At 72.5% G+C, this 19,553-nt stretch carries 20 protein-coding genes; 10 read left to right on the top strand and 10 right to left on the bottom strand.

From position 1 onward, the window contains the following. The first annotated feature begins 6 nt into the window (after positions 1 to 6). Positions 7 to 351 (top strand): hypothetical protein, encoded by a 345-nt coding sequence (locus ABZ135_RS06155; RefSeq protein WP_356692284.1) that lies wholly within the window; start codon positions 7 to 9, stop codon positions 349 to 351. A gap of 190 nt (positions 352 to 541) precedes the next feature. Beyond that, positions 542 to 1,813 (top strand): Ig-like domain-containing protein, encoded by a 1,272-nt coding sequence (locus ABZ135_RS06150; RefSeq protein ID WP_356692282.1) that lies wholly within the window; start codon positions 542 to 544, stop codon positions 1,811 to 1,813. A 62-nt stretch (positions 1,814 to 1,875) separates the two neighbouring features. On the opposite strand, the gene ABZ135_RS06145 is transcribed toward ABZ135_RS06150, so the two are convergent. Beyond that, the gene (locus ABZ135_RS06145; protein ID WP_356692280.1) at positions 1,876 to 2,766 is read right to left on the bottom strand and encodes a helix-turn-helix transcriptional regulator; all 891 of its coding nucleotides are present in this window, start codon (positions 2,764 to 2,766) and stop codon (positions 1,876 to 1,878) included. 128 nt (positions 2,767 to 2,894) lie between these two features. Here ABZ135_RS06145 and ABZ135_RS06140 point away from each other — a divergent pair, with 128 nt between their 5' ends. Continuing rightward, a complete protein-coding gene (locus ABZ135_RS06140) occupies positions 2,895 to 3,938 on the top strand; it encodes an NAD(P)-dependent alcohol dehydrogenase (RefSeq protein ID WP_356692278.1) in 1,044 nt (347 codons plus the stop codon). A gap of 80 nt (positions 3,939 to 4,018) precedes the next feature. Beyond that, positions 4,019 to 4,372 (top strand): DUF1330 domain-containing protein, encoded by a 354-nt coding sequence (locus tag ABZ135_RS06135; protein WP_356692276.1) that lies wholly within the window; start codon positions 4,019 to 4,021, stop codon positions 4,370 to 4,372. Positions 4,373 to 4,396: 24 nt separating this feature from the next. Here the strand turns inward: ABZ135_RS06135 and msrA are convergent, their stop codons facing one another. After that, positions 4,397 to 5,056 (bottom strand): peptide-methionine (S)-S-oxide reductase MsrA, encoded by a 660-nt coding sequence (msrA, locus tag ABZ135_RS06130; protein WP_356692274.1) that lies wholly within the window; start codon positions 5,054 to 5,056, stop codon positions 4,397 to 4,399. Positions 5,057 to 5,172: 116 nt separating this feature from the next. Further along, positions 5,173 to 6,279 (bottom strand): hypothetical protein, encoded by a 1,107-nt coding sequence (locus ABZ135_RS06125; protein ID WP_356692272.1) that lies wholly within the window; start codon positions 6,277 to 6,279, stop codon positions 5,173 to 5,175. Between the two features lie 73 nt (positions 6,280 to 6,352). Here ABZ135_RS06125 and ABZ135_RS06120 point away from each other — a divergent pair, with 73 nt between their 5' ends. Further along, positions 6,353 to 7,507: a cystathionine gamma-synthase gene (locus ABZ135_RS06120; RefSeq protein ID WP_356692270.1), complete on the top strand. Its 1,155-nt coding sequence runs from the start codon at positions 6,353 to 6,355 to the stop codon at positions 7,505 to 7,507. 168 nt (positions 7,508 to 7,675) lie between these two features. Here the strand turns inward: ABZ135_RS06120 and ABZ135_RS06115 are convergent, their stop codons facing one another. The 3 genes from ABZ135_RS06115 to ABZ135_RS06105 are packed head-to-tail and all read right to left on the bottom strand — an operon-like array spanning position 7,676 to position 8,940. Continuing rightward, positions 7,676 to 7,924, bottom strand: coding sequence for a hypothetical protein (locus tag ABZ135_RS06115; RefSeq protein WP_356692268.1), 249 nt, complete (start codon positions 7,922 to 7,924; stop codon positions 7,676 to 7,678). After that, positions 7,921 to 8,367 (bottom strand): sigma factor-like helix-turn-helix DNA-binding protein, encoded by a 447-nt coding sequence (locus ABZ135_RS06110; protein ID WP_356692266.1) that lies wholly within the window; start codon positions 8,365 to 8,367, stop codon positions 7,921 to 7,923. The genes ABZ135_RS06115 and ABZ135_RS06110 overlap by 4 nt, the downstream gene beginning before the upstream one ends. 57 nt (positions 8,368 to 8,424) lie before the next feature. Continuing rightward, positions 8,425 to 8,940 carry a MarR family transcriptional regulator gene (locus ABZ135_RS06105; RefSeq protein WP_356692264.1) on the bottom strand — a complete coding sequence of 172 codons (516 nt, stop codon included), beginning with the start codon at positions 8,938 to 8,940 and terminating at the stop codon, positions 8,425 to 8,427. Between the two features lie 124 nt (positions 8,941 to 9,064). On the opposite strand from ABZ135_RS06105, the gene ilvA reads away from it, so the two are divergent. From ilvA to ABZ135_RS06090, 3 genes are all read left to right on the top strand, one after another. Further along, positions 9,065 to 10,297, top strand: a complete 1,233-nt coding sequence (gene ilvA / locus ABZ135_RS06100) for a threonine ammonia-lyase (RefSeq protein ID WP_356692262.1) — start codon at positions 9,065 to 9,067, stop codon at positions 10,295 to 10,297. A 132-nt stretch (positions 10,298 to 10,429) separates the two neighbouring features. Beyond that, entirely contained in the window at positions 10,430 to 11,464 is a 1,035-nt protein-coding gene (locus tag ABZ135_RS06095; RefSeq protein ID WP_356692260.1) for an ATP-binding cassette domain-containing protein, read from the top strand. After that, a complete protein-coding gene (locus ABZ135_RS06090; protein ID WP_356692258.1) occupies positions 11,461 to 12,306 on the top strand; it encodes an ABC transporter permease in 846 nt (281 codons plus the stop codon). The genes ABZ135_RS06095 and ABZ135_RS06090 overlap by 4 nt, the downstream gene beginning before the upstream one ends. Here the strand turns inward: ABZ135_RS06090 and ABZ135_RS06085 are convergent. From ABZ135_RS06085 to ABZ135_RS06070, 4 genes are all read right to left on the bottom strand, one after another. Further along, positions 12,251 to 14,668 (bottom strand): protein kinase, encoded by a 2,418-nt coding sequence (locus ABZ135_RS06085; protein WP_356692256.1) that lies wholly within the window; start codon positions 14,666 to 14,668, stop codon positions 12,251 to 12,253. The two genes, ABZ135_RS06090 and ABZ135_RS06085, sit on opposite strands and share 56 nt — an antisense overlap. Positions 14,669 to 14,689: 21 nt before the next feature. Next, positions 14,690 to 17,077 carry a PQQ-binding-like beta-propeller repeat protein gene (locus tag ABZ135_RS06080; RefSeq protein WP_356692254.1) on the bottom strand — a complete coding sequence of 796 codons (2,388 nt, stop codon included), beginning with the start codon at positions 17,075 to 17,077 and terminating at the stop codon, positions 14,690 to 14,692. Between the two features lie 110 nt (positions 17,078 to 17,187). Beyond that, a complete protein-coding gene (gene greA / locus ABZ135_RS06075) occupies positions 17,188 to 17,685 on the bottom strand; it encodes a transcription elongation factor GreA (RefSeq protein ID WP_356692252.1) in 498 nt (165 codons plus the stop codon). 200 nt (positions 17,686 to 17,885) lie between these two features. After that, positions 17,886 to 18,287 carry a DUF4307 domain-containing protein gene (locus tag ABZ135_RS06070; protein WP_356692250.1) on the bottom strand — a complete coding sequence of 134 codons (402 nt, stop codon included), beginning with the start codon at positions 18,285 to 18,287 and terminating at the stop codon, positions 17,886 to 17,888. A 97-nt stretch (positions 18,288 to 18,384) separates the two neighbouring features. Between ABZ135_RS06070 and mca the strand changes: the two genes are divergently transcribed. After that, a complete protein-coding gene (gene mca, locus ABZ135_RS06065) occupies positions 18,385 to 19,266 on the top strand; it encodes a mycothiol conjugate amidase Mca (protein ID WP_356692248.1) in 882 nt (293 codons plus the stop codon). Continuing rightward, the gene (locus ABZ135_RS06060; protein WP_356692246.1) at positions 19,259 to 19,501 is read left to right on the top strand and encodes a hypothetical protein; all 243 of its coding nucleotides are present in this window, start codon (positions 19,259 to 19,261) and stop codon (positions 19,499 to 19,501) included. Before mca ends, ABZ135_RS06060 begins: the two co-directional genes overlap by 8 nt. Positions 19,502 to 19,553 lie beyond the last annotated feature (52 nt).

Here is a 19,553-nt window from a genome sequence, read left to right as displayed (position 1 = left end):
CCGCCCATGAGCACTTCCGAGACATCACGCTATGTACGGCTTCGGGTCGATCTAGTCCTGGAGGTCGACGGCCCCGCCGAACTCACCGAGGCCGCCGCGGGCCGCATCGACGCCGACGAGTTCATGCCGGAGGAGGAGCGGGTGCACGCCCGCGCCGCCGTCGCGGAGGACAGCGCGGAGGCCCTCGCCTACCTCGTCGAGCCCTTCGACCTGGTCGGAACCGTCCCCGGAGTCGAGATGGTGCAAGCCTCCTGGAGCAGCGAGGAGATCGACTACGACCCCGATGCGATGGAGTGGGACCCCGACGACGAAGATGGTGTGCGGGAAGACGACGAAGACGACCGCACCTGACGACCGCCCCTGCCCTCCGGGCCCCGGGACGACGTCGTCCCGGGGCCCGTTCCCGTGACGGGACGACGGCGGGAACCGAACGCTCCGCCGGTGCGTGTCGCACAGTGGTGTTCCCCACAAACCCCCCGGTTACGGAACCGGGCGGGTTGTCATGGGTGTTTCAGTGGGAAGTGGCAGGTAATCGGCGACGATGGAGAAGCGTGTGATGACGTACGGCAAGCGCCGCAAGAGCCTGACGGCGGCCGCCGCGGTGCTCGGTGGCGTGCTGGTGCTCTCGGCGTGCAGCGACAGCGACAAGGGCGGCAGCGCCGCCGACGCCTCGCAGAGCGCCCAGTCACAGGCTCAGGTCGACGAGGCCGCCGCGCAGAAGACCTCGAAGGCGCAGATCACCATCTCGCCGAAGAACGGTGCCCAGAACGTCTCGATCAACGACGGCGCCAAGGTCACCGTCACCGACGGCAAGCTCACGGAGGTCACCATGACCTCCGCCGAGGGCGACACCGTCAAGGGCGAGATAGCCGCGGACGGTCTGAGCTGGCAGCCCAGCGGTCAGCTCAAGCGGGGCGTCGTCTACAAGATCGCGGCGACGGCCACGGACGCCGACGGGCTGGAGGCGCACGAGAACTCCTCCTTCACCACGGTCTCCAAGGCCAACAGCTTCATCGCCAACTTCACGCCGGAGGCCGGCTCCACGGTCGGCGTCGGCATGCCGGTCTCGATCAACTTCAACAAGTCGATCAAGGACAAGAAGGCCGTCCAGAGCGGCATCAGCGTGAGCTCCAGCTCCGGCCAGGAGGTCGTCGGCCACTGGTTCAACTCCACGCGGCTCGACTTCCGCCCGGAGAAGTACTGGGCCGAGGGCTCGACCGTCACCATGAAGCTGCAGCTCGACGGTGTCGAGGGCGCCGACGGCGTCTACGGCGTCCAGGAGAAGACCGTCACCTTCAAGATCGGCCGTAACCAGGTCTCCACGGTCGACGTGGCCACGAAGATGATGACGGTCAAGCAGGACGGCCGCACGATCAAGACCATCCCGATCTCGGCGGGCTCCCCGGAGAACACCACCTACAACGGTCAGATGGTGATCTCCGAGAAGTTCAAGGAGACCCGGATGAACGGTGCCACCGTCGGCTTCACCGACGCCGACGGCAAGGGCGAGTACGACATCAAGGACGTGCCGCACGCCATGCGCCTGTCCACCTCCGGCACCTTCATCCACGGCAACTACTGGGGCGCGCGCTCGATCTTCGGCAACGTCAACACCAGCCACGGCTGTGTGGGCCTCGCCGACGTCAAGGGCGCGGGCGACCCGAACCAGCAGGCCGCCTGGTTCTACAACAACTCGCTCATCGGCGACGTCGTCATCGTCAAGAACTCCAAGGACAAGACGATCGCGCCCGACAACGGTCTCAACGGCTGGAACATGAGCTGGTCGGAGTGGAAGGCCGGCTCGGCGGTCTGATCCCTGCCGTACCGGTGAAGTGAAGCGGCCCCCCTCGTCCACGACGAGGGGGGCCGCTTCGTTCAGGGCCGCGTGTCCGCGTTCGGGTCCGGCTCCGCCTCCACCGGATCGTCCACGCCCCACTGCGCCAGCAGCCGCAGCGCGTCCGCCGACGGCGAGCCGGGCTCCGCGTGGTAGGTCACCAGCATCAGGTCGGGATCGTCGCCGGACACCTTCAACGACTCGTACGACAGCGTCATCTCGCCCACCAGCGGATGCCGCAGCCGCTTCGTCCCGTGCCCCTTGTCCGTCACCGTGTGCGCCGCCCACAGCGAGCGGAACTCCTCGCTCCTGACCGACAGCTCGCCGACCAGCGTCATCAGCTCCGGGTCGTCCGGGTGCAGCCCGGCGTACAGCCGCAGCACGCTCACGACCTCGACCGCCTTGCACTCCCAGTCGACGTACAGATCACGCGCGTTGGCGTCCAGGAAGATCATCCGGGCCATGTTCCGCTCACCGGGGTCCCACGCGGCGAAGTCCCCGAACAGCGCCCGCGCCATCCGGTTCCAGGCCAGGATGTCGAGCCGCCGCCCCAGGACGAAGGCCGGCACCCCCTCCATCGCGTCCAGCAACTGCGCCAGACCCGGCCGCACCTGCTGCGGGCGCGAGCTCCCCGCCCGCTGCCGCTTCTTCACGGTCGGCTTCGCCAGATGGGTCAGGTGCGCCCGCTCGGTGTCACTGAGCCGCAGCGCCCGCGCGATCGAGTCCAGCACCTCCATGGACACGTTCCGGCCGTTGCCCTGTTCGAGCCGCGTGTAGTACGCCACCGACACCCCGGCCAACTGCGCCAGCTCCTCGCGGCGCAGGCCGGGCACCCGGCGGTGCCGCCCGAACTCGGGCAGGCCGACGTCCTGGGGTTTCAGGCGTGCCCGCCGGGAGCGGAGGAATTCGCTGAGTTCGGCACTGAGGTCCATGCCTCCCCAGTATTCCCGGTGACGGCCGGAACCGTGCGTACGTTCCTGACCCTGCCAGTGGTAGGCACGCCGGTCGTAGGCAGAACAGTGGTCTGGGTGTGGCCGGAAACCCACGGCAGGCTTGCCCCATGACCACGAACGTCTCCGCCATCGCAGCACCCGCCGCCAACGCCCCGCTGGAGCGCACCACCGTGCCGCGCCGGGCCGTCGGCGAGCACGACGTCCTCATCGAGATCAAGTACGCCGGCATCTGCCACTCCGACATCCACCAGGCCCGCAACGGCTGGGGCGAGGGCATCTTCCCGATGGTTCCCGGCCACGAGATCGCCGGCATCGTCACCGAGGTCGGCTCCGGCGTCACCCGGCACAAGGTCGGCGACCGCGTCGGCGTCGGCTGCTTCGTCGACTCCTGCCGCACCTGCGCGTACTGCGAGCAGGGCCTGGAGCAGTACTGCGTGAACGGCATGACCGGCACGTACAACGCCCTCGACAAGAACGGCGAGCCGACCTACGGCGGCTACTCCACCCACATCGTCGTCGACGAGAACTACACCCTGCGCATCCCCGAGGGCATCTCGCTCGACGTTGCCGCCCCGCTGCTGTGTGCCGGCATCACCCTCTACTCGCCGCTCGCCCACTGGCAGGCCGGCCCCGGCAAGAAGGTCGCCATCGTCGGTCTCGGCGGCCTCGGCCACATGGGCGTCAAGATCGCCCACGCGCTCGGCGCCGAGGTGACCGTGCTCAGCCAGTCGCTGAAGAAGCAGGAGGACGGCCTCCGGCTCGGCGCCGACCACTTCTACGCCACCAGCGACCCGGCGACCTTCACCGAGCTCGCCGGCACCTTCGACCTGGTGATCTCCACGGTCTCCGCGCCGCTGGACTTCGACGCCTACCTGAGCCTGGTCAAGACCGACGGCGCCCTGGTCAACGTCGGCGCCCCCGAGGAGCCGGTCAAGGTCGGCCTCTTCTCCCTCATCGGCGGCCGCAAGACGCTGGCCGGCTCGATGATCGGCGGCATCGCCGAGACCCAGGAGATGCTGGACTTCTGCGCCACGCACGGGCTGGGCGCGGAGATCGAGCTGATCACGGCGGACCAGGTCAACGAGGCGTACGAGCGGGTCCTCGCCTCCGACGTGCGCTACCGCTTCGTGATCGACGCGTCGACGATCTGACCGGCGCTGGGCCCCAGCGGGCCGGGGCATGACCTGCGGGGTAATCGACCCCGTACGGCATGCCCCGGCATGCTCTCCCCATGACCGCATACGCGATAGCCAACCTGCAGCCGAGCGCCACCCCCCACGAGGAGGTCCTCGACTACATCGAGCGCATCCAGGCCACCCTCGACCCCTTCGGCGGCCGCTTCCTCGTCCACGGCGCCCCCCGCCGCGAGACCCTGGAGGGCGAGTGGCCCGGCGCCCTCGTCATGATCGCCTTCCCGACGTACGAGGCCGCCCGCGCCTGGTACGACTCCGAGCCCTACCAGGCCCTCATCCCCCTGCGCACCCGCCACATCCCCGGCGACATCCTGCTCGTCGACGGCGTCCCCGAGGACTACGACCCGGCCACGACGGCGGCGGCGATGCGCGCGGCGGCGTCGGCCGAGTAGGGGCGGAGTCCGGATGACCGACGCCTACTCCGCCTTCGCCACCCCGATCGGGCACGAGACGCCCGTGCCGCCGATGCCGCAGTAGCCCGCCGGGTTCTTGTCCAGGTACTGCTGGTGGTAGCCCTCGGCCGGGTAGAAGCGGCGGCCCTCGGCGGGGAGGATCTCGGTGGTGATCGCGCCGTAGCCGGAGCCGGTCAGGACCTTCTGGTAGGCGTCACGGGAGGCCGCGGCGGCCTCGGCCTGCTCGGGGGAGTGGGTGTAGACGGCGGAGCGGTACTGGGTGCCGACGTCGTTGCCCTGGCGGAAGCCCTGGGTCGGGTCGTGGGACTCCCAGAAGAGCTTCAGCAGGCGCTCGTACGACACCTTCGCCGGGTCGAAGACCACGCGGACGACCTCGGTGTGGCCCGTGAGGCCCGAGCAGACCTCCTCGTACACCGGGTGCGGCGTGTAGCCGCCCTGGTAGCCGACGAGGGTCGTGAAGACGCCCTCGGTCTGCCAGAACTTGCGCTCGGCGCCCCAGAAGCAGCCCAGCGCGAAGTCCGCGACCTCCAGGCCCTCCGGGTAGGGCCCGAGGAGCGGGGTGCCGAGGACCGTGTGGCGCTCCGGGACCTGGAACTCGGGCTCGGAGCGCCCGCGCAGGGCCTGGTCGGGAGTGGGGAGCACGGGGGTGCGGGACAGGAACATGCGGCATCTCTCCTCGACAGTCGGCGAAAGGCACAACGTCCCCCGCCGTCCGGCGATTCCCCGCCCCGGCGGCATCACCCCGCAGGCATCACCCCGCCAGCGTCACCGCGGCGGCGTCACCTCGGCAGCGTCGCCGGGCTGCCCCCGCTCGCCTCGTAGCCGGCCACCACCAGGTTGCGGTGCGCCGTGTACGCCGCCGCCGGGTCCTCCTCCAGCGTCCACGGCAGCGCGCCCACGTACCCGTCCACCCGCACCAGGAGCGCCATCGCCTCGCTCCAGCGCTCGGCACCGATCAGGAAGGGCACCAGCAGGTGGCGTACGTGCGCGAGCATCGGGTCGTCGGGGCGGGCCGAGTGCACCGCGTACAGGGCGCCCTCCACGGCCCTGGTCACCACCGCCGTGCGGTGGAAGTCCACGCCGACCACGATCTCCGGCCGGTTCTCGAACACGGCGAACAGCGGCAGCGCGGCGAGCAGCGAACCCCGCGGCGCGCGGGCCGCCGCCGAGGTGGCGAAGCGGTCCGCCTCCTCGCGCGAGCCGTGCCACTTCCCGCACCAGTAGTGCAGCGCCGCCAGATGCGCCCCCATGTGCTCCGGCGCGCGGTCGATGACCTTCGCCCACAACTGGTCGAACTGCTCGTGCGGGTAGGCGAGTCCACGGGCCACGGCCAGCTCGGAGATGTACGGCACCGGGTCGCCCGGCGACAGCAGCGCCGCCTGCTCGCACGCCGCCCGGGCCTCCTCCAGGATGACCCGGAAGTCCTGCGAGCCGGCCGTCGACGAGCGCCACGCCTGCTGCACCAGGAACTCCGCGTACACCTGCGCGCCGCCCGGGTCCTTCGGCGCCTCCGCCCGCCAGGAGCGAAGCCACGCCGCCCCGACGCCCGGCCGCTCGGCCAGCTCCAGGGAGGCCGCGCCCGCGAAGGACTGGACCCGCTGCCAGCGCGTCTCGCCCTCCTTCGCGGTGCCCTTCAGGAGCTGCGAGGCGGCCCGCCAGTCCTGCGTCGCCTGGACCACGTCGAGCACGTCGAGGAGATCCCGGTCCGGCCCGGGCAGCCGCACGTCCTGCTCCTCCTGGCGCAGGAATCCGTACGCCTCCGGGTCCGCCGCGTCGGGCGAGCCGGGTGCCACCTGCCGGATGCCGCCACCGCGCCGGCGCAGCACATAGGGACCCAGGACGCCGAAGAGCAGTCCGAGCGCGATCAGGAACCAGAGAATCTCCATGCGTCCATTGTCCAGGACACCCGATGAGACATGAGGCGGCGACCGGCCCACCACGGGACTACGCTCCTTCCTCATGAGCGACCAGCACACCCACCAGAGCTTCGAGACCCGCGCCATCCACGCGGGCAACACCGCCGACCCGCTGACCGGCGCGGTCGTCCCGCCCATCTACCAGGTGTCCACCTACAAGCAGGACGGCGTGGGCGGGCTGCGCGGCGGCTACGAGTACAGCCGCAGCGCCAACCCCACCCGTACCGCCCTGGAGGAGAACCTGGCGGCCCTCGAAGGCGGCCGGCGCGGTCTCGCCTTCGCCTCCGGCCTCGCCGCCGAGGACTGCCTGCTGCGCACCCTCCTCGTCCCGGGCGACCACGTGGTCATCCCCAACGACGCGTACGGCGGCACGTTCCGCCTCTTCGCCAAGGTCGTCGAGCGCTGGGGCGTGGACTTCTCCGTCGCGAACACCTCCGACGTCGAGGCGGTGCGCGCCGCGATCAACGAGCGTACGAAGCTGATCTGGGTGGAGACCCCCTCCAACCCGCTGCTCGGCATCACCGACATCGAGGCGGTCGCGGGCGTGGCCCGGCAGGCCGGGGTGAAGCTGGTCGTCGACAACACCTTCGCCTCCCCCTACCTCCAGCAGCCGCTCGCGCTCGGCGCGGACGTGGTCGTGCACTCGCTCACCAAGTACATGGGCGGCCACTCCGACGTCGTCGGCGGCGCCCTGGTGACGGCCGACGCGGAGCTGGGCGAGGAACTGGCGTACCACCAGAACGCCATGGGCGCGGTGGCCGGCCCGTTCGACTCGTGGATCGTGCTGCGCGGCATCAAGACGCTCGCCGTGCGCATGGACCGGCACAGCGAGAACGCCGGCAAGATCGTGGAGATGCTGACCCAGCACCCGAAGGTCACCCAGGTCCTCTACCCGGGCCTGCCGGAGCACCCGGGCCACGAGGTCGCGGCCAAGCAGATGCGTTCCTTCGGCGGCATGGTGTCCTTCCGCGTGGAGGGCGGCGAGGCCGCGGCCGTCGAGGTCTGCAACCGCGCCAAGCTCTTCACCCTCGGCGAGTCCCTCGGCGGCGTCGAGTCCCTGATCGAGCACCCGGGCCGGATGACGCACGCCAGCGTCGCGGGCTCGGCCCTGGAGGTCCCGGCCGACCTGGTCCGCCTCTCGGTCGGCATCGAGAACGTCGACGACCTGCTCGCGGACCTGCGCGAGGCGCTGGGCTAGTCCGTGTCCTCCGGCTGAGGTCCGAGCCCCCGTCGGGCGCCCCGCCAGGGGCGCCCGCCCGGTCGTCCGGCCTGGTGGGCCCCGCGCGGTCGTCCGGCCTGGTGGGTCCCGCGCGGTCTTCCGTCCTCCCGCGCCCTGCGCGGTCGTCCGGCCGGGCCGGGACCGCCGTCACCAGCCTTCGAGCGGTGGCGTCGTCCGTGCCGGTACGTGCCAGGGCTCGGCCACCGACGCCCAGACGGCGAAGGCGACCACGGCCGCGGCGAGCAGCGCCCAGCCGATCCGGCGCAGTACGCGGTCGCGGCGCAGCCGCCGGGTGCCGCGGGCCACGGCCCGCGCGGCGAGGTCGACCGGCACGGCCGGCGGCGCGGTCCGCATCAGCCGCCGGACCTCGTCCTCCTTGCGTTCGTGGCGGTTCACGAGGCCGCCCGCAGGGCGCTCACGGAGCGCGCGCAGACCGCCCGCACCCGCTCCTCGGGCAGCCCGAGCAGCGCGGCCGTCCGCTCCTCGGGCACGCCCTCGTACAGCCGGAGCACGACGACGAGACGTTCCTGCGGGGTGAGCGCGGACAGGACGCCGCCGCGGCCGCGGTGGTGCCGCCAGGCGGTGCGGGCGAAGCGGCCGGCGAGGTCGGCGCGCGTGACCTCGTACGGGTCCTCGCCGCGCAGCCGGTCCCACCGGGCGTAGGTGTGGGCGAGGGAGGCGGTCAGCAGGTCCTGGGCGAGCGGGTTGCGGTGCGCGGGCTCGGTGGTGAGCAGGGTCGCGACATGCAGCAGCCGGCCCGACGCCCCGGCCGCGAAGGCGTGGAACTCCCGGGTGCGGGTGGCGTTTCCGTCAGGGTGGCCGTGATTCGACTCGCGCACGTCCTCATCTAGCGGCCGGCGCGCGCACGGGGTCAAGACCCGTGCGAGGGCCCCGGGTCACGGCTTCGGCGCGGCTTCTTCCCGGTCGGCGGGCGGCAGGCCCGACTGGCGTGCGGACAGCGCCGAGTTGAAGCGCGTGAGCAGGGTGCAGAAGGACTCGCGCTCGGCGGGCGTCCAGCCGTCCGTCACCTCGGCCATCAGCCGGCGGCGCGAGGCGCGGACCTCCTCCAGGCGGGCCTGGCCGCGCGGGGAGAGCTGGAGCACGACCGCACGCCCGTCCTCGGGGTGGGAGGTGCGCTTGACCAGGCCGGTGTCGACGAGCGGGGCGACCTGGCGGGTGACCGTGGAGGAGTCGATGCCCATGCCGGCGGCGAGCGCCTTCACGCCCATCGGGCCTTCCTGGTCGAGCCGGTTGAGCAGCAGGTAGGCGGCGCGGTCCATGGAGTTGCGGAGCTGCCCGGTGCCGCCGAGCCGGGTCTGCTCGGCCCGCCGGGCGAAGACGGCCACCTGGTGCTGGAGGGCGTCGAGGAGACCGGGGTCGAGCTCAGTCGTCATGTCCTGAGATGTGGGCATGGCTGTGGGGGCTCTCTCGTGCGGTGGTCGGTTGGTGGGGGACAGAGTACGCGGCCCCGGCGGGGTCCGTACCGGCGCTGCGCAATCCGGATCCGGACCCCGCTGAGCTGCGAGACTTGATGTCATGAGCTTCCGTACACCACGCCCCTTGCACCCGCTGATCCTCGACGACGTACGGGGGGCGCAGAAGATGCTCGCCGGGGTGGCGCGGGTGACCGCGATGGAGGGCAGCCGGCATCTGTCGTCGCTGGTGGGGGCGCCGGTCCACTTCAAGTGCGAGAACCTGCAGCGGACCGGCTCGTTCAAGCTGCGCGGCGCGTACGTGCGGATCGCGGGGCTGCGGCCGGAGCAGCGGGCGGCCGGGGTGGTCGCCGCCTCGGCCGGCAACCACGCGCAGGGGGTGGCGCTCGCCTCCGCCCTGCTCGGGGTGCACGCGACGGTCTTCATGCCGGTCGGCGCCCCGCTGCCGAAGGTGGCGGCGACCCGTGAGTACGGGGCGGAGGTGCGGCTGCACGGGCACGTCGTGGACGAGACGCTGGCGGCGGCCGAGGAGTACGCCCAGGAGACCGGCGCGGTCTTCATCCACCCCTTCGACCATCCGGACATCATCGCGGGCCAGGGCACGGTCGGTCTGGAGATCCTGGAGCAGTGCCCCGAGGTGCGGACGATCGTGGTGGGCGTCGGCGGCGGGGGTCTGGCGGCGGGCATCGGTCTCGCGGTGAAGTCGCTGCGGCCCGACGTGCGGGTGGTCGGCGTGCAGGCGGAGGGCGCGGCCGCGTACCCGCCCTCGCTGGCGGCGGGGCATCCGGTGGCGGTCGATTCGCCGGCGACGATGGCGGACGGGATCAAGGTGGGGCGGCCGGGGGACGTGCCGTTCGGGATCGTCCGGGAGTACGTGGACGAGGTCCGCACCGTCTCGGAGGACGCCCTCTCCTCGGCGCTGCTGCTGTGCCTGGAGCGGGCGAAGCTGGTGGTGGAACCGGCCGGGGCGAGCCCGGTGGCGGCGCTGCTCGCGGAGCCGGAGGCGTTCCGGGGGCGCGGGCCGGTGGTGGCGGTGCTGTCCGGCGGGAACGTGGATCCGCTTCTGATGCAGCGGATCCTGCGGCACGGCATGGCCGCCGCGGGCCGCTATCTGAGCCTGCGGCTGAAGGTGACGGACCGCCCGGGCGCGCTGGCGACGCTGCTGGCGGTGCTCACGGTGGTGGACGCGAACGTGCTGGACGTGAGCCATGTGCGGACCGATCCGCGGCTCGGGCTGACGGAGGCGGAGGTCGAGCTGCACCTGGAGACCAAGGGGCCGGAGCACTGCCAGGAGGTCGCGGCGGCGCTGCGGGACGCGGGGTACACGGTGCTGTAAACCGGTGGCGTGTCGCGATGTATCGCGTTAGCGTGTGGTCTGGGTCACGAAATCGCCGGGCGGGCGCCGCTCGGCGTTCCTAGACTTGGACAGAAACGCTCAAAACCGCCTCGATCGTGTGGGAGACCCCTTATGCCAGGCGCGATCCACGCCGAAGGTCTGGTGAAGACCTTCGGTGACGTACGAGCTCTGGACGGCGTGGACCTCGACGTCCCCGAGGGCACCGTCCTCGGCCTCCTCGGTCCGAACGGCGCGGGGAAGACCACCACCGTGCGCGTCCTCACCACCCTCCTGAAACCCGACAGCGGCAGAGCCGTGGTCGCGGGGATAGACGTGCTCAAGCACCCCAACGAGGTGCGGCGCTCCATCGGCCTGTCCGGCCAGTTCGCCGCCGTCGACGAGTATCTGACCGGCCGCGAGAACCTCCAGATGGTCGGGCAGCTCTATCAGATGAACGCGAAGAGCGCGAAGGCCCGCGCGGGCGAGCTGCTTGAGCGGTTCCACCTCGCCGACGCGGCCGACCGCCCCGCGAAGACCTACTCCGGCGGCATGCGCCGCCGCCTCGACCTCGCCGCCGCCCTCGTGGTCTCCCCGCCCGTCATGTTCATGGACGAGCCCACCACCGGCCTCGACCCCCGCAACCGGCAGGCCCTGTGGGAGGTCATCCAGGAACTGGTCGCGGGCGGCACGACCCTGCTGCTCACCACGCAGTATCTGGAGGAGGCCGACCACCTGGCCCACGACATCTGCGTCGTCGACCACGGCAAGGTCATCGCCCGCGGCACCTCCGACGAGCTCAAGGCCAGGACCGGCGGCGAGCGCGTCGAAGTCGTCGTCCACGACCGCGAGATGATCCCGCCCGCCCGCGAGGTCCTCGCGCGCTACGGACTCGCCGGCGTCGGCCACGGCGACATCTCCGTGGAGGAGCACACCCGCAAGCTGACCGTCCCGGTCGCCGGCGGCGCCAAGCTCCTCGCCGAGGTCATCCGCGATCTCGACGCCGTCGGCGTCGAGATCGACGACATCGGACTGCGCCGCCCCACCCTCGACGACGTCTTCATCTCCCTCACCGGACACACGGCCGAGCGGACCGACGACGAGAGCGGCGACTCCCGGCCCCAGGACGCCCGGGGCAGGCGCGCCCAGGCGAAGGAGGCCGCCAAGTGACCGCACTGACCGACACCGCCCCGCGGCCGAAGCCCCGCGGCGCGCTCGCCCAGTCGATCGCCGACTCGCTGGTCGTCACCAAGCGCAATCTGATCCGGATGATGCGCATCCCCGAGATGATCATCTTCGGTCTGATCCAGCCGATCATGTTCGTGGTGCTGTTCAGCTACGTCTTCGGCGGCTCCATGCAGATCGGCGGCTCCACCTCCCCGGAGGTCTACCGGGAGTTCCTGATGGCGGGCATCTTCGCCCAGACCGTCACCTTCGCCACGGCCGGCGCGGGCGCCGGCATCGCCGACGACATGCACAAGGGCCTGATCGACCGCTTCCGCTCGCTGCCGATGGCCCGCGGCGCGGTCCTCACCGGCCGCACCCTCGCCGACCTCGTGCAGACCGCCCTGACCGTGGTGGTCCTGGTGATCGTCGCCCTGCTCGTCGGCTGGCGCGTCCACGAGGGCATACCCAAGGCCCTCGGCGCCTTCGCCCTGCTGCTCCTCCTCGGCTACGCCTTCTCGTGGATCGGCGCCCTCATCGGCCTCTCGGTCCGCACCCCCGAGGCCGCCACCTCGGGCGGTCTGATCTGGCTCTTCCCGGTCACGTTCATCTCGAACGCGTTCGTGGACTCCAGCAAGCTGCCGTCCTGGCTGCAGCCCGTCGCCGAGTGGAACCCGTTCAGCGCGACCGTCCAGGCATGCCGCGAACTCTTCGGCAACCCGGGCGTCTCCCCGTCCGACGCCTGGCCGATGCAGCACCCGGTGTGGGCCTCGCTGCTCTGGTCGCTGCTGATCATCGTGGTGTTCCGGACGCTGGCGGTCCGGAAGTACCGCTCGGCGACGGCGTGAAGGGCAGATAGCCCGAGACGACCAGGCCGCCGGCGAAGGGCAGGAACACCGCCCCTCCGGCGGCCAGCGCCTCCGGCGAGGTCAGCGTGCTCTCCTCGACCCCACCGGGCAGCTCGGCCGTGAACACCTCCAGGTCCTCCGCCCGCTCCGGCGGCCCGGACACCGGGACGGCGGTCACCTGGTGCCGGCCGCCCGCCAGGACCCGGTCGCCCGCGAAGTAGACCCGGCTCAGCTCGTTGCGGTGCGGCATCGTCTCCGCACGCCACCGCTCCCGCCCGCTCTCCAGGTCATAGGCGATCACCTCCTGGGCGGGCCGGCCGGCCGCCACGACCACGGTGCCTGCCGCGTTCACCGCCGGACCGGCCATGATCCACTCACCCGCGCCGAGGGTGCGCTTCCGCTTCAGGGTGCGGGCGTCCAGCACGGGGATCCCGCTGTCCTGCGAGGCCGAGCAGAGTACGGACTCGCCGTGGAGGACCATGTCGCCGCACGGGACGTCGGCCGCCGCGCGGGCCGTCTCCCGGCCCGTCGCGGCGTCGAGCGCGACCGGCGTGGCGACGTCGACCGGCACATACACCCGGTCGCCGCCCGCGACCGGCTGCTCCGGGATGCCGTCGAGCTCTGTCCGCCACAGCTCCCTGCCCGAGCCCTTGCCGTCGAGCCGGACCGCCGTGACCAGGCCCCTGCCCTCGTCCAGGAGGTGCAGATACGCGGAGTAGAGGACACCGTCCCGCAGGTCGGAGCCCTTCACCGCCCACGCGTCGCCGGGTGCCGGGAGCTTCCCCCGCCGCCCACCGTCCTCGATCCCGTACGCCGTGATCCCGTCCGGGCCCGTGACATACGCCGTGTCGCCGACCACCGCCGGATGACCGGCCGACGACAGCAGCCCCTCGCCGCCGGACGCCTCCCGGCCCGGCACCGACCACAGCGTGCCGCCGTCCGCCGCCCGCAGGCCGGTCGCCGCACCCCCGGCGCCCACGCAGACGAGCACCTTCGGTGCGAGGGCACAGGTCTCCAGGCCCTGGCCGACCTTCGCCGTCCACGGCGACCAGCCCGCCGGGCGGGACGCGCGGTCCGTGCCCGCCGCCCCGAAGTCGCCGGTGTGGCCCGCACCGCCGTACGGCAGGACGACCCGGTCCAGCGTCTTCGGCGTCGCGACCGGGCCGGACGACGACACGGAAGGACCGCCCGACGGACCCCGCCCGGCCGCGTCCCCGCCGCCGTCCCGCCGGTCGAGCACCACCACACCCGCCGTCACCACGACCGCCGTCACCACGACCGCGGCCGCAGCGATCCGCCCCCACGGCCGGCGCCGCGACGCCGACCCGGCCAGCCCAGCGGGCCCCGCAGGTTCCGCGGGGCGGGAGCCCGCCGCCGTCGGCGAGTACGGCACCACCGGCCCCAGCGTCGGCAGATCCGCCACGCCCGCGCCCGACCCGGCCGCCTCGCCGACCCGGCGCGCCGCCTCTCCGTACTCCGCGACCAGCGAGAGCACCCCGCCCGGCCACGGGAAGACCTCCGGCACGTCCTCGCCCGCCGCACCGGCCCCCAGGAGCCCCACCAGCTCCGCCGCCGTCGGCCGCTCCGCCGGGTCGAGCCGCAGACACCGCTCCACGACCGGCCGCAACTCCTCCGGGACACCGGACAGTTCGGCCTCGGCCCGGCTGATCCGGTAGACCACCGCCGCCATCTCGTCGTCCTGGAACGGCCCCCGCCCGCTCGCCGCGAACGCCAGCACCGCGCCCAGACAGAAGACGTCGGACCCGGGCACCACGGCCCGGCTCCCCACCAGATGCTCCGGCGACATGAAGCCGGGCGAGCCGACGACCAGACCCGTCGACGTCAGCGCCGTCGCCTCGAACGCCTGCGCGATGCCGAAGTCGATCAGCTTCGGACCGGCGGATCCGAGCAGCACGTTCGCCGGCTTCAGGTCCCGGTGCAGCACCCGCGCGCCGTGCACCCCCTCCAACGCCCGCGCCAGCGCGGCCCCGAGCGCCCGCACCGCCGCGACCGGCAGCGCCCCGGACCGTACGACGGCCTCGGCGAGCGAAGGGCCCGGCACGTACTCGGTCGCCAGCCACGGCGTCGGCGCGTCGGCGTCCGCGTCGACGAGCCGCGCCGCGTAGGGACCGCTCACCGCCCGGGCCGCCGTGATCTCGCGCCGGAACCGGGTCCGGAAGTCCCCGTCGACCTCCAGGTCCTCCCGCACGGTCTTCACCGCGACCATGCGATACGGGTCGGCCGTCGGCTCGTCCGCCCGGCAGGCCAGATGGACCTCGCCCATCCCGCCCGCGCCGAGCCGGGCCAGCAGTCGATAGGGGCCGACGAACCGCGGCGGCCCGGCGGGCAGTGCTTCCAGCACCGGAGTCGTCCTCTCAGCAGATCACTCGGGCAGTTCCACGGCGACGACGGCGCCCCTGTCGTACACGAGATAGGCGATGCCGCCGACCGGCAGCACCTCGGGCTGCCGCAGCATCTCGTCGAAGGACACGCCGTTCGCCGGGTCGGCCGGCCCCTCGTCGACCCGCGCCCCCGGCGCCCCCGGCACCGGCGTGACCGTGAGCCCGAGGGGCTTGCCGTCCGCGCCGAGGTGCACCGAGTACAGCGCGGAGTAGTCGGCGTAGACCACCCGGTCGCCCGCGAGCAGCGGTGCCGACAGGGCCTGCGCCTGGCCGCTCGGTGCGGCCCGCACCGGGTAGGAGCCGAGCTCCCTGCCGTCGCGCGGATCGTGGAAGCGAAGGCTGTTCCGCTCGGGAGCCGCGAAGCCCACCGCCACCCGGTCGGTCACGAGGTCGGGCCGCGCGCCCACCACCGGCGCCGGGGCGCCGCCCTCGGTCGCCAGCGTGGTGGCGTCGAGCAGGTGCAGGACCGTCCGGTCCCCGGCGCCGCCGGCGCAGTACGCGTGCGCCCCCAGCACCCTGACCCTGGCACAGCTCTCGGCCTCGGGATCGACCTGCCCGCGGGTCGTGCCGGTCTTCGCGTCGAAGGCGACGAGCCCCGCGTCACCGAGGGCGTACACGAGGCCCTTGGCGTACGCGACGGGTTCGAAGTCCCGGTTTTCGCCGCGGGCGAGTACGGAGTTGGTCAGCGCCTTCGACCACAGCCTGCGGCCGTCGGCGAGGGCGTACGCGGTGAGGGCGACGCCGCGCGACGTGGCCTCGTCCTCCGACGCCCGGGCGGCCACGAACACCGTCCCGTCGGCCACGACCGGCCGGCTGTCCACGCCCTGCTGGGCCCACGCCGGTCTCTCCCAGCGCAGCGCACCGGTGCGCGCGTCCCGGACCTGCACCTTCGAGTCGGCGGCCAGGACGGCGAGGCCCTCGTGGACGGTCGGCCGGGCCGTCCCACCCGCGAGGAAGACCGCGCCCGTCGGCCCGACGTAGCTGCGGTCCTCGCGCGGATCCGGGGCCAGGTCCGCCTCCCACAGCTTCCGCCCGCTCGCCGGGTCCAGCGCCTCGTACCGTCCGTCGGTCGTCCGGCAGACCAGCGCCCGCTCGTTCGCCGAGCAGCCGAACGCCGGTGCCGCCAGCTTCGCCCGCCAGGGCTTCCAGCCGGCCGGCCGCTGGGCGGCGTTCTGCGGGACGACCCCGGAGGCGTCGGCGAGTCCCCGGTCGTCCACGCCGGGGATCCGGGGCACCGAGGGCGCGGGCGGGCCCGCCGTGGCCGGCTCGCGGGGTTCCGTGCGGGGCCACAGCAGATACGTGCCGAGGCCGCCGCCCAGGACCGCGAGGGCCACCGCGGCCGCGAGCAGGGCCCGACGCCGCTTCCGCGCGGGCGCGGGGGGCCGGGCGGCGGGGGCGAGCGTGGGGGCCGCGTGGAGCGACGGCGGGCCCGGTGCCGGTGCCGGGGCCCGGTCCGGTGCCTCCAGGAGCGGGCCGCCGGACGCGACGAGCTGGGCCAGCTCCGTCCCGTACGCGCCGATGTGCTCCCGCACACCCTCCGGCCACACGGGCGGCCGCCCGGTGTCGCCGCCCAGGAGCTCCACCAGGGCCTCGGGGGCCGGCCGGTCCGCCGGGTCCGCCGCCAGGCACGCGGCGACGGCCGGCCGCAGCTCCTCCGGCACCCGCTCCAGGTCGGCCTCGGCCCGCGCGACGCGGTAGAGGACGGCCGCCACGGGCCCGTCGCCGAACGGGTCCTCGCCGGTCGCCGCGTAGCAGAGCAGCGAGCCCAGGCAGAAGACGTCGGACGCCCCGGTCACGTGCCGCGCGCCGGCGACGTGCTCGGGCGACATGAACGCGGGGGTGCCGACCATCATCCCGGTGGCCGTCATGGTGGTCGCCCCGCTCGCCCGGGCGATGCCGAAGTCGATCAGGCGCGGGCCGTCGGCGGCGAGCATGACGTTGCCGGGCTTGAGGTCGCGGTGCAGCACCCCGGCGCCGTGGAGGTCGGCGAGGGCCCGGGCGATCCGGGCGCCGAGGGCGCGGACGGTGGCGACGGGCAGCGGGCCGCCGCGGCGGACGGCCTGCGACAGGCTCGGGCCGGGGATGTACGCGGTGGCCAGCCAGGGCACCTCGGCGTCGGCGTCCCCGCCCACCGGCGCGGCGGCGTACGCGCTGCGCACCAGCGCGGCGACCTTGATCTCGCGGCGGAAGCGGTCGCGGAAGGCGGGATCGCCGGCCAGGTCGCGCCGCACGGTCTTGACGGCGAAGAACGCGCCGGAGGTGTCGCGGCGCGCCAGGTACACCTCGCCCATGCCGCCGGCCCCGAGCCGGGCCAGGACCTCGTACGGTCCGATCCGTCGTGGCGCGCCCTCGCGCAGCGGTCCCAGCATCTGCCCCGTCCCCCTCCGTGCGGCCGACGCCCTTGATCATTACATGAGCATGGCGAAGGGCCGGACCCCTCACGGGATCCGGCCCTTCGCGCGGACGAGCGGCAGCGGCCTCAGCCGGTGTACGGCTTGGCGCTGAGGATCTTCACCATGGCGGTCTTGCCGTTCGGCAGCTCGTAGTCGGCCTCGTCACCGACCGACTTGCCGATGACGCCGACGCCCAGCGGGGACTGCGGGGAGTAGGTCTCGATGTCGTCGCTCGCGTACTCGCGGGACGCGAGCAGGAACGTCAGCGTGTCGTCCTCGTCACCGTCGAACGCGATGGTCACGACCATGCCGGGACCGACCACACCGGTGTCCTCGGGGGCCTCGCCGACCTTGGCGTTCTGCAGGAGCTGCGTGAGCTGGCGGACCCGGAGCTCCTGCTTGCCCTGCTCCTCCTTGGCCGCGTGGTACCCGCCGTTCTCGCGCAGATCGCCCTCCTCGCGCGCGGCGGCGATCTTGGCGGCGATCTCGGTACGCGCGGGACCAGACAGGTACTCAAGCTCGTCCTTGAGCTTGTTGTACGCCTCCTGGGTGAGCCAGGTGACGTTGTCGCTGGTCTGGGTCACAGGTGCTCCTCGTAGGTACTGGGAATACAAAGCTCGCCCTGCGCGAAAGGCGGGCACCTTGAAGGCGGCCTTCCGAACGGGCGAAACCACGAGCCTAACAATGAGTGGCGAAAAGCGGGAGGACATAAACCACGGAGTTCACGTCACCCCAGGTCACCGAGGTGACTCGCCGAGGCTCCACCCCGGCTCCCTACCCACCGCTACCGGGCCGTACACCCGATCAGCTCGGCGGTGGTGGCGCGGGCGGTGGTGCGGATCGCGTAGACCCGGTCGACGCGGTCGGCGGCCTCGTCGACCCGGACGTCCTTGCGGCCCACCTCGGCCCCGTCCTCGGAGCGCGAGCGGAGCGTGCAGACGCCCCGGGCGTCGGTGTCCTTGCGGATCTCCAGGTGGACCTGGACCTCGGTGTCGGAGACCACGTCGAACTTGATCATCTCGGCGCTGATCTTGTTGTCGACGACGTAGTACCAGCCGAACCAGCCCATCAGGGCGAGGAAAAGGGTGCCGAGCACCGCACCGGCGATCTTGAGCTTGCGGTCGGCGCGCTCGTCCGCGGAACGCCCGTAGCGCCCCTCGGGCGGCTGCTCTCGCACCGCGCTCATGATCGTTCCTCTCGCCGTCGGGGACACGGAATTTTCCCACCCCCGATTCCGTCACTATAGAGACCTCCCTAGGCGACGAATCACTGAGGATCGAGTCTTGACTGAGCAGCTCCGACTGATGGCCGTTCACGCCCACCCCGACGACGAGTCGAGCAAGGGCGCGGCGACGATGGCCAAGTACGTTTCCGAGGGGGTGGAGGTCCTGGTGGTGACCTGCACGGGCGGCGAGCGCGGCTCCATCCTCAACCCCAAGCTCCAGGGCGACCCCTACATCGAGGCGAACATCCACGAGGTCCGTCGCAAGGAGATGGACGAGGCCCGCGACATCCTCGGCGTCCGCCAGGAGTGGCTGGGCTTCGTCGACTCGGGCCTGCCCGAGGGCGACCCGCTGCCGCCGCTGCCCGAGGGCTGCTTCGCCCTGGAGGACGTGGACGCCGCCGCCGGCCGGCTGGTCCGCAAGATCCGTTCCTTCCGTCCCCAGGTCATCACGACCTACGACGAGAACGGCGGGTATCCGCACCCCGACCACATCATGACCCACAAGATCACGATGGTGGCCTTCGACGGCGCGGCCGACACGGAGAAGTACCCGGAGGACGAGTTCGGCCCGGCCTTCCAGCCGCAGAAGCTCTACTACAACCAGGGCTTCAACCGCCCGCGCACCGAGGCCCTGCACCAGGCCCTGCTCGACCGGGGCCTGGAGTCCCCGTACGGGGACTGGCTGAAGCGCTGGGACGAGTTCTCCAAGAAGGAGCGGACGCTCACCACCTTCGTGCCCTGCGCGGAGTTCTTCGAGACCCGCGACAAGGCGCTGATCGCGCACCGCACCCAGATCGACCCCGACGGCGGCTGGTTCCGGGTCCCCATGGAGATCCAGAAGGAGGTCTGGCCCACCGAGGAGTACGAGCTCAGCAAGTCCCTCGTGGACACCTCCCTCCCCGAGAGCGACCTCTTCGCGGGCATCCGCGACAATGCCTAGCATGAGCGCACACCTGGCACTGACCCAGCTTGTCCCCTTCGCCGCCGAAGAACTGGACAAGAACAAGGTGACCCCCGGCGTCCTCGGGTTCGTCGTCTTCGCCGTCCTGGCGCTGGCCGTCTGGATGCTGATGAAGTCGATGAACCGCCACATGCACAAGGTCGACTTCGTCGAGGCCCCGGACCCGGCCGGCGCCGCCCCGGCCGCCCCGGCGGCCGACAGCCCGAAGAAGTAGCGGCCCGCCCCCGCCCGGGCCCCGGCACGGCCGGGGCCCGGACGAGCGCTAC

This window comes from Streptomyces sp. NPDC006339, from assembly GCF_040612775.1.
GTDB lineage: Bacteria > Actinomycetota > Actinomycetes > Streptomycetales > Streptomycetaceae > Streptomyces.
This window is presented reverse-complemented; position numbering and strand designations above follow the sequence as displayed.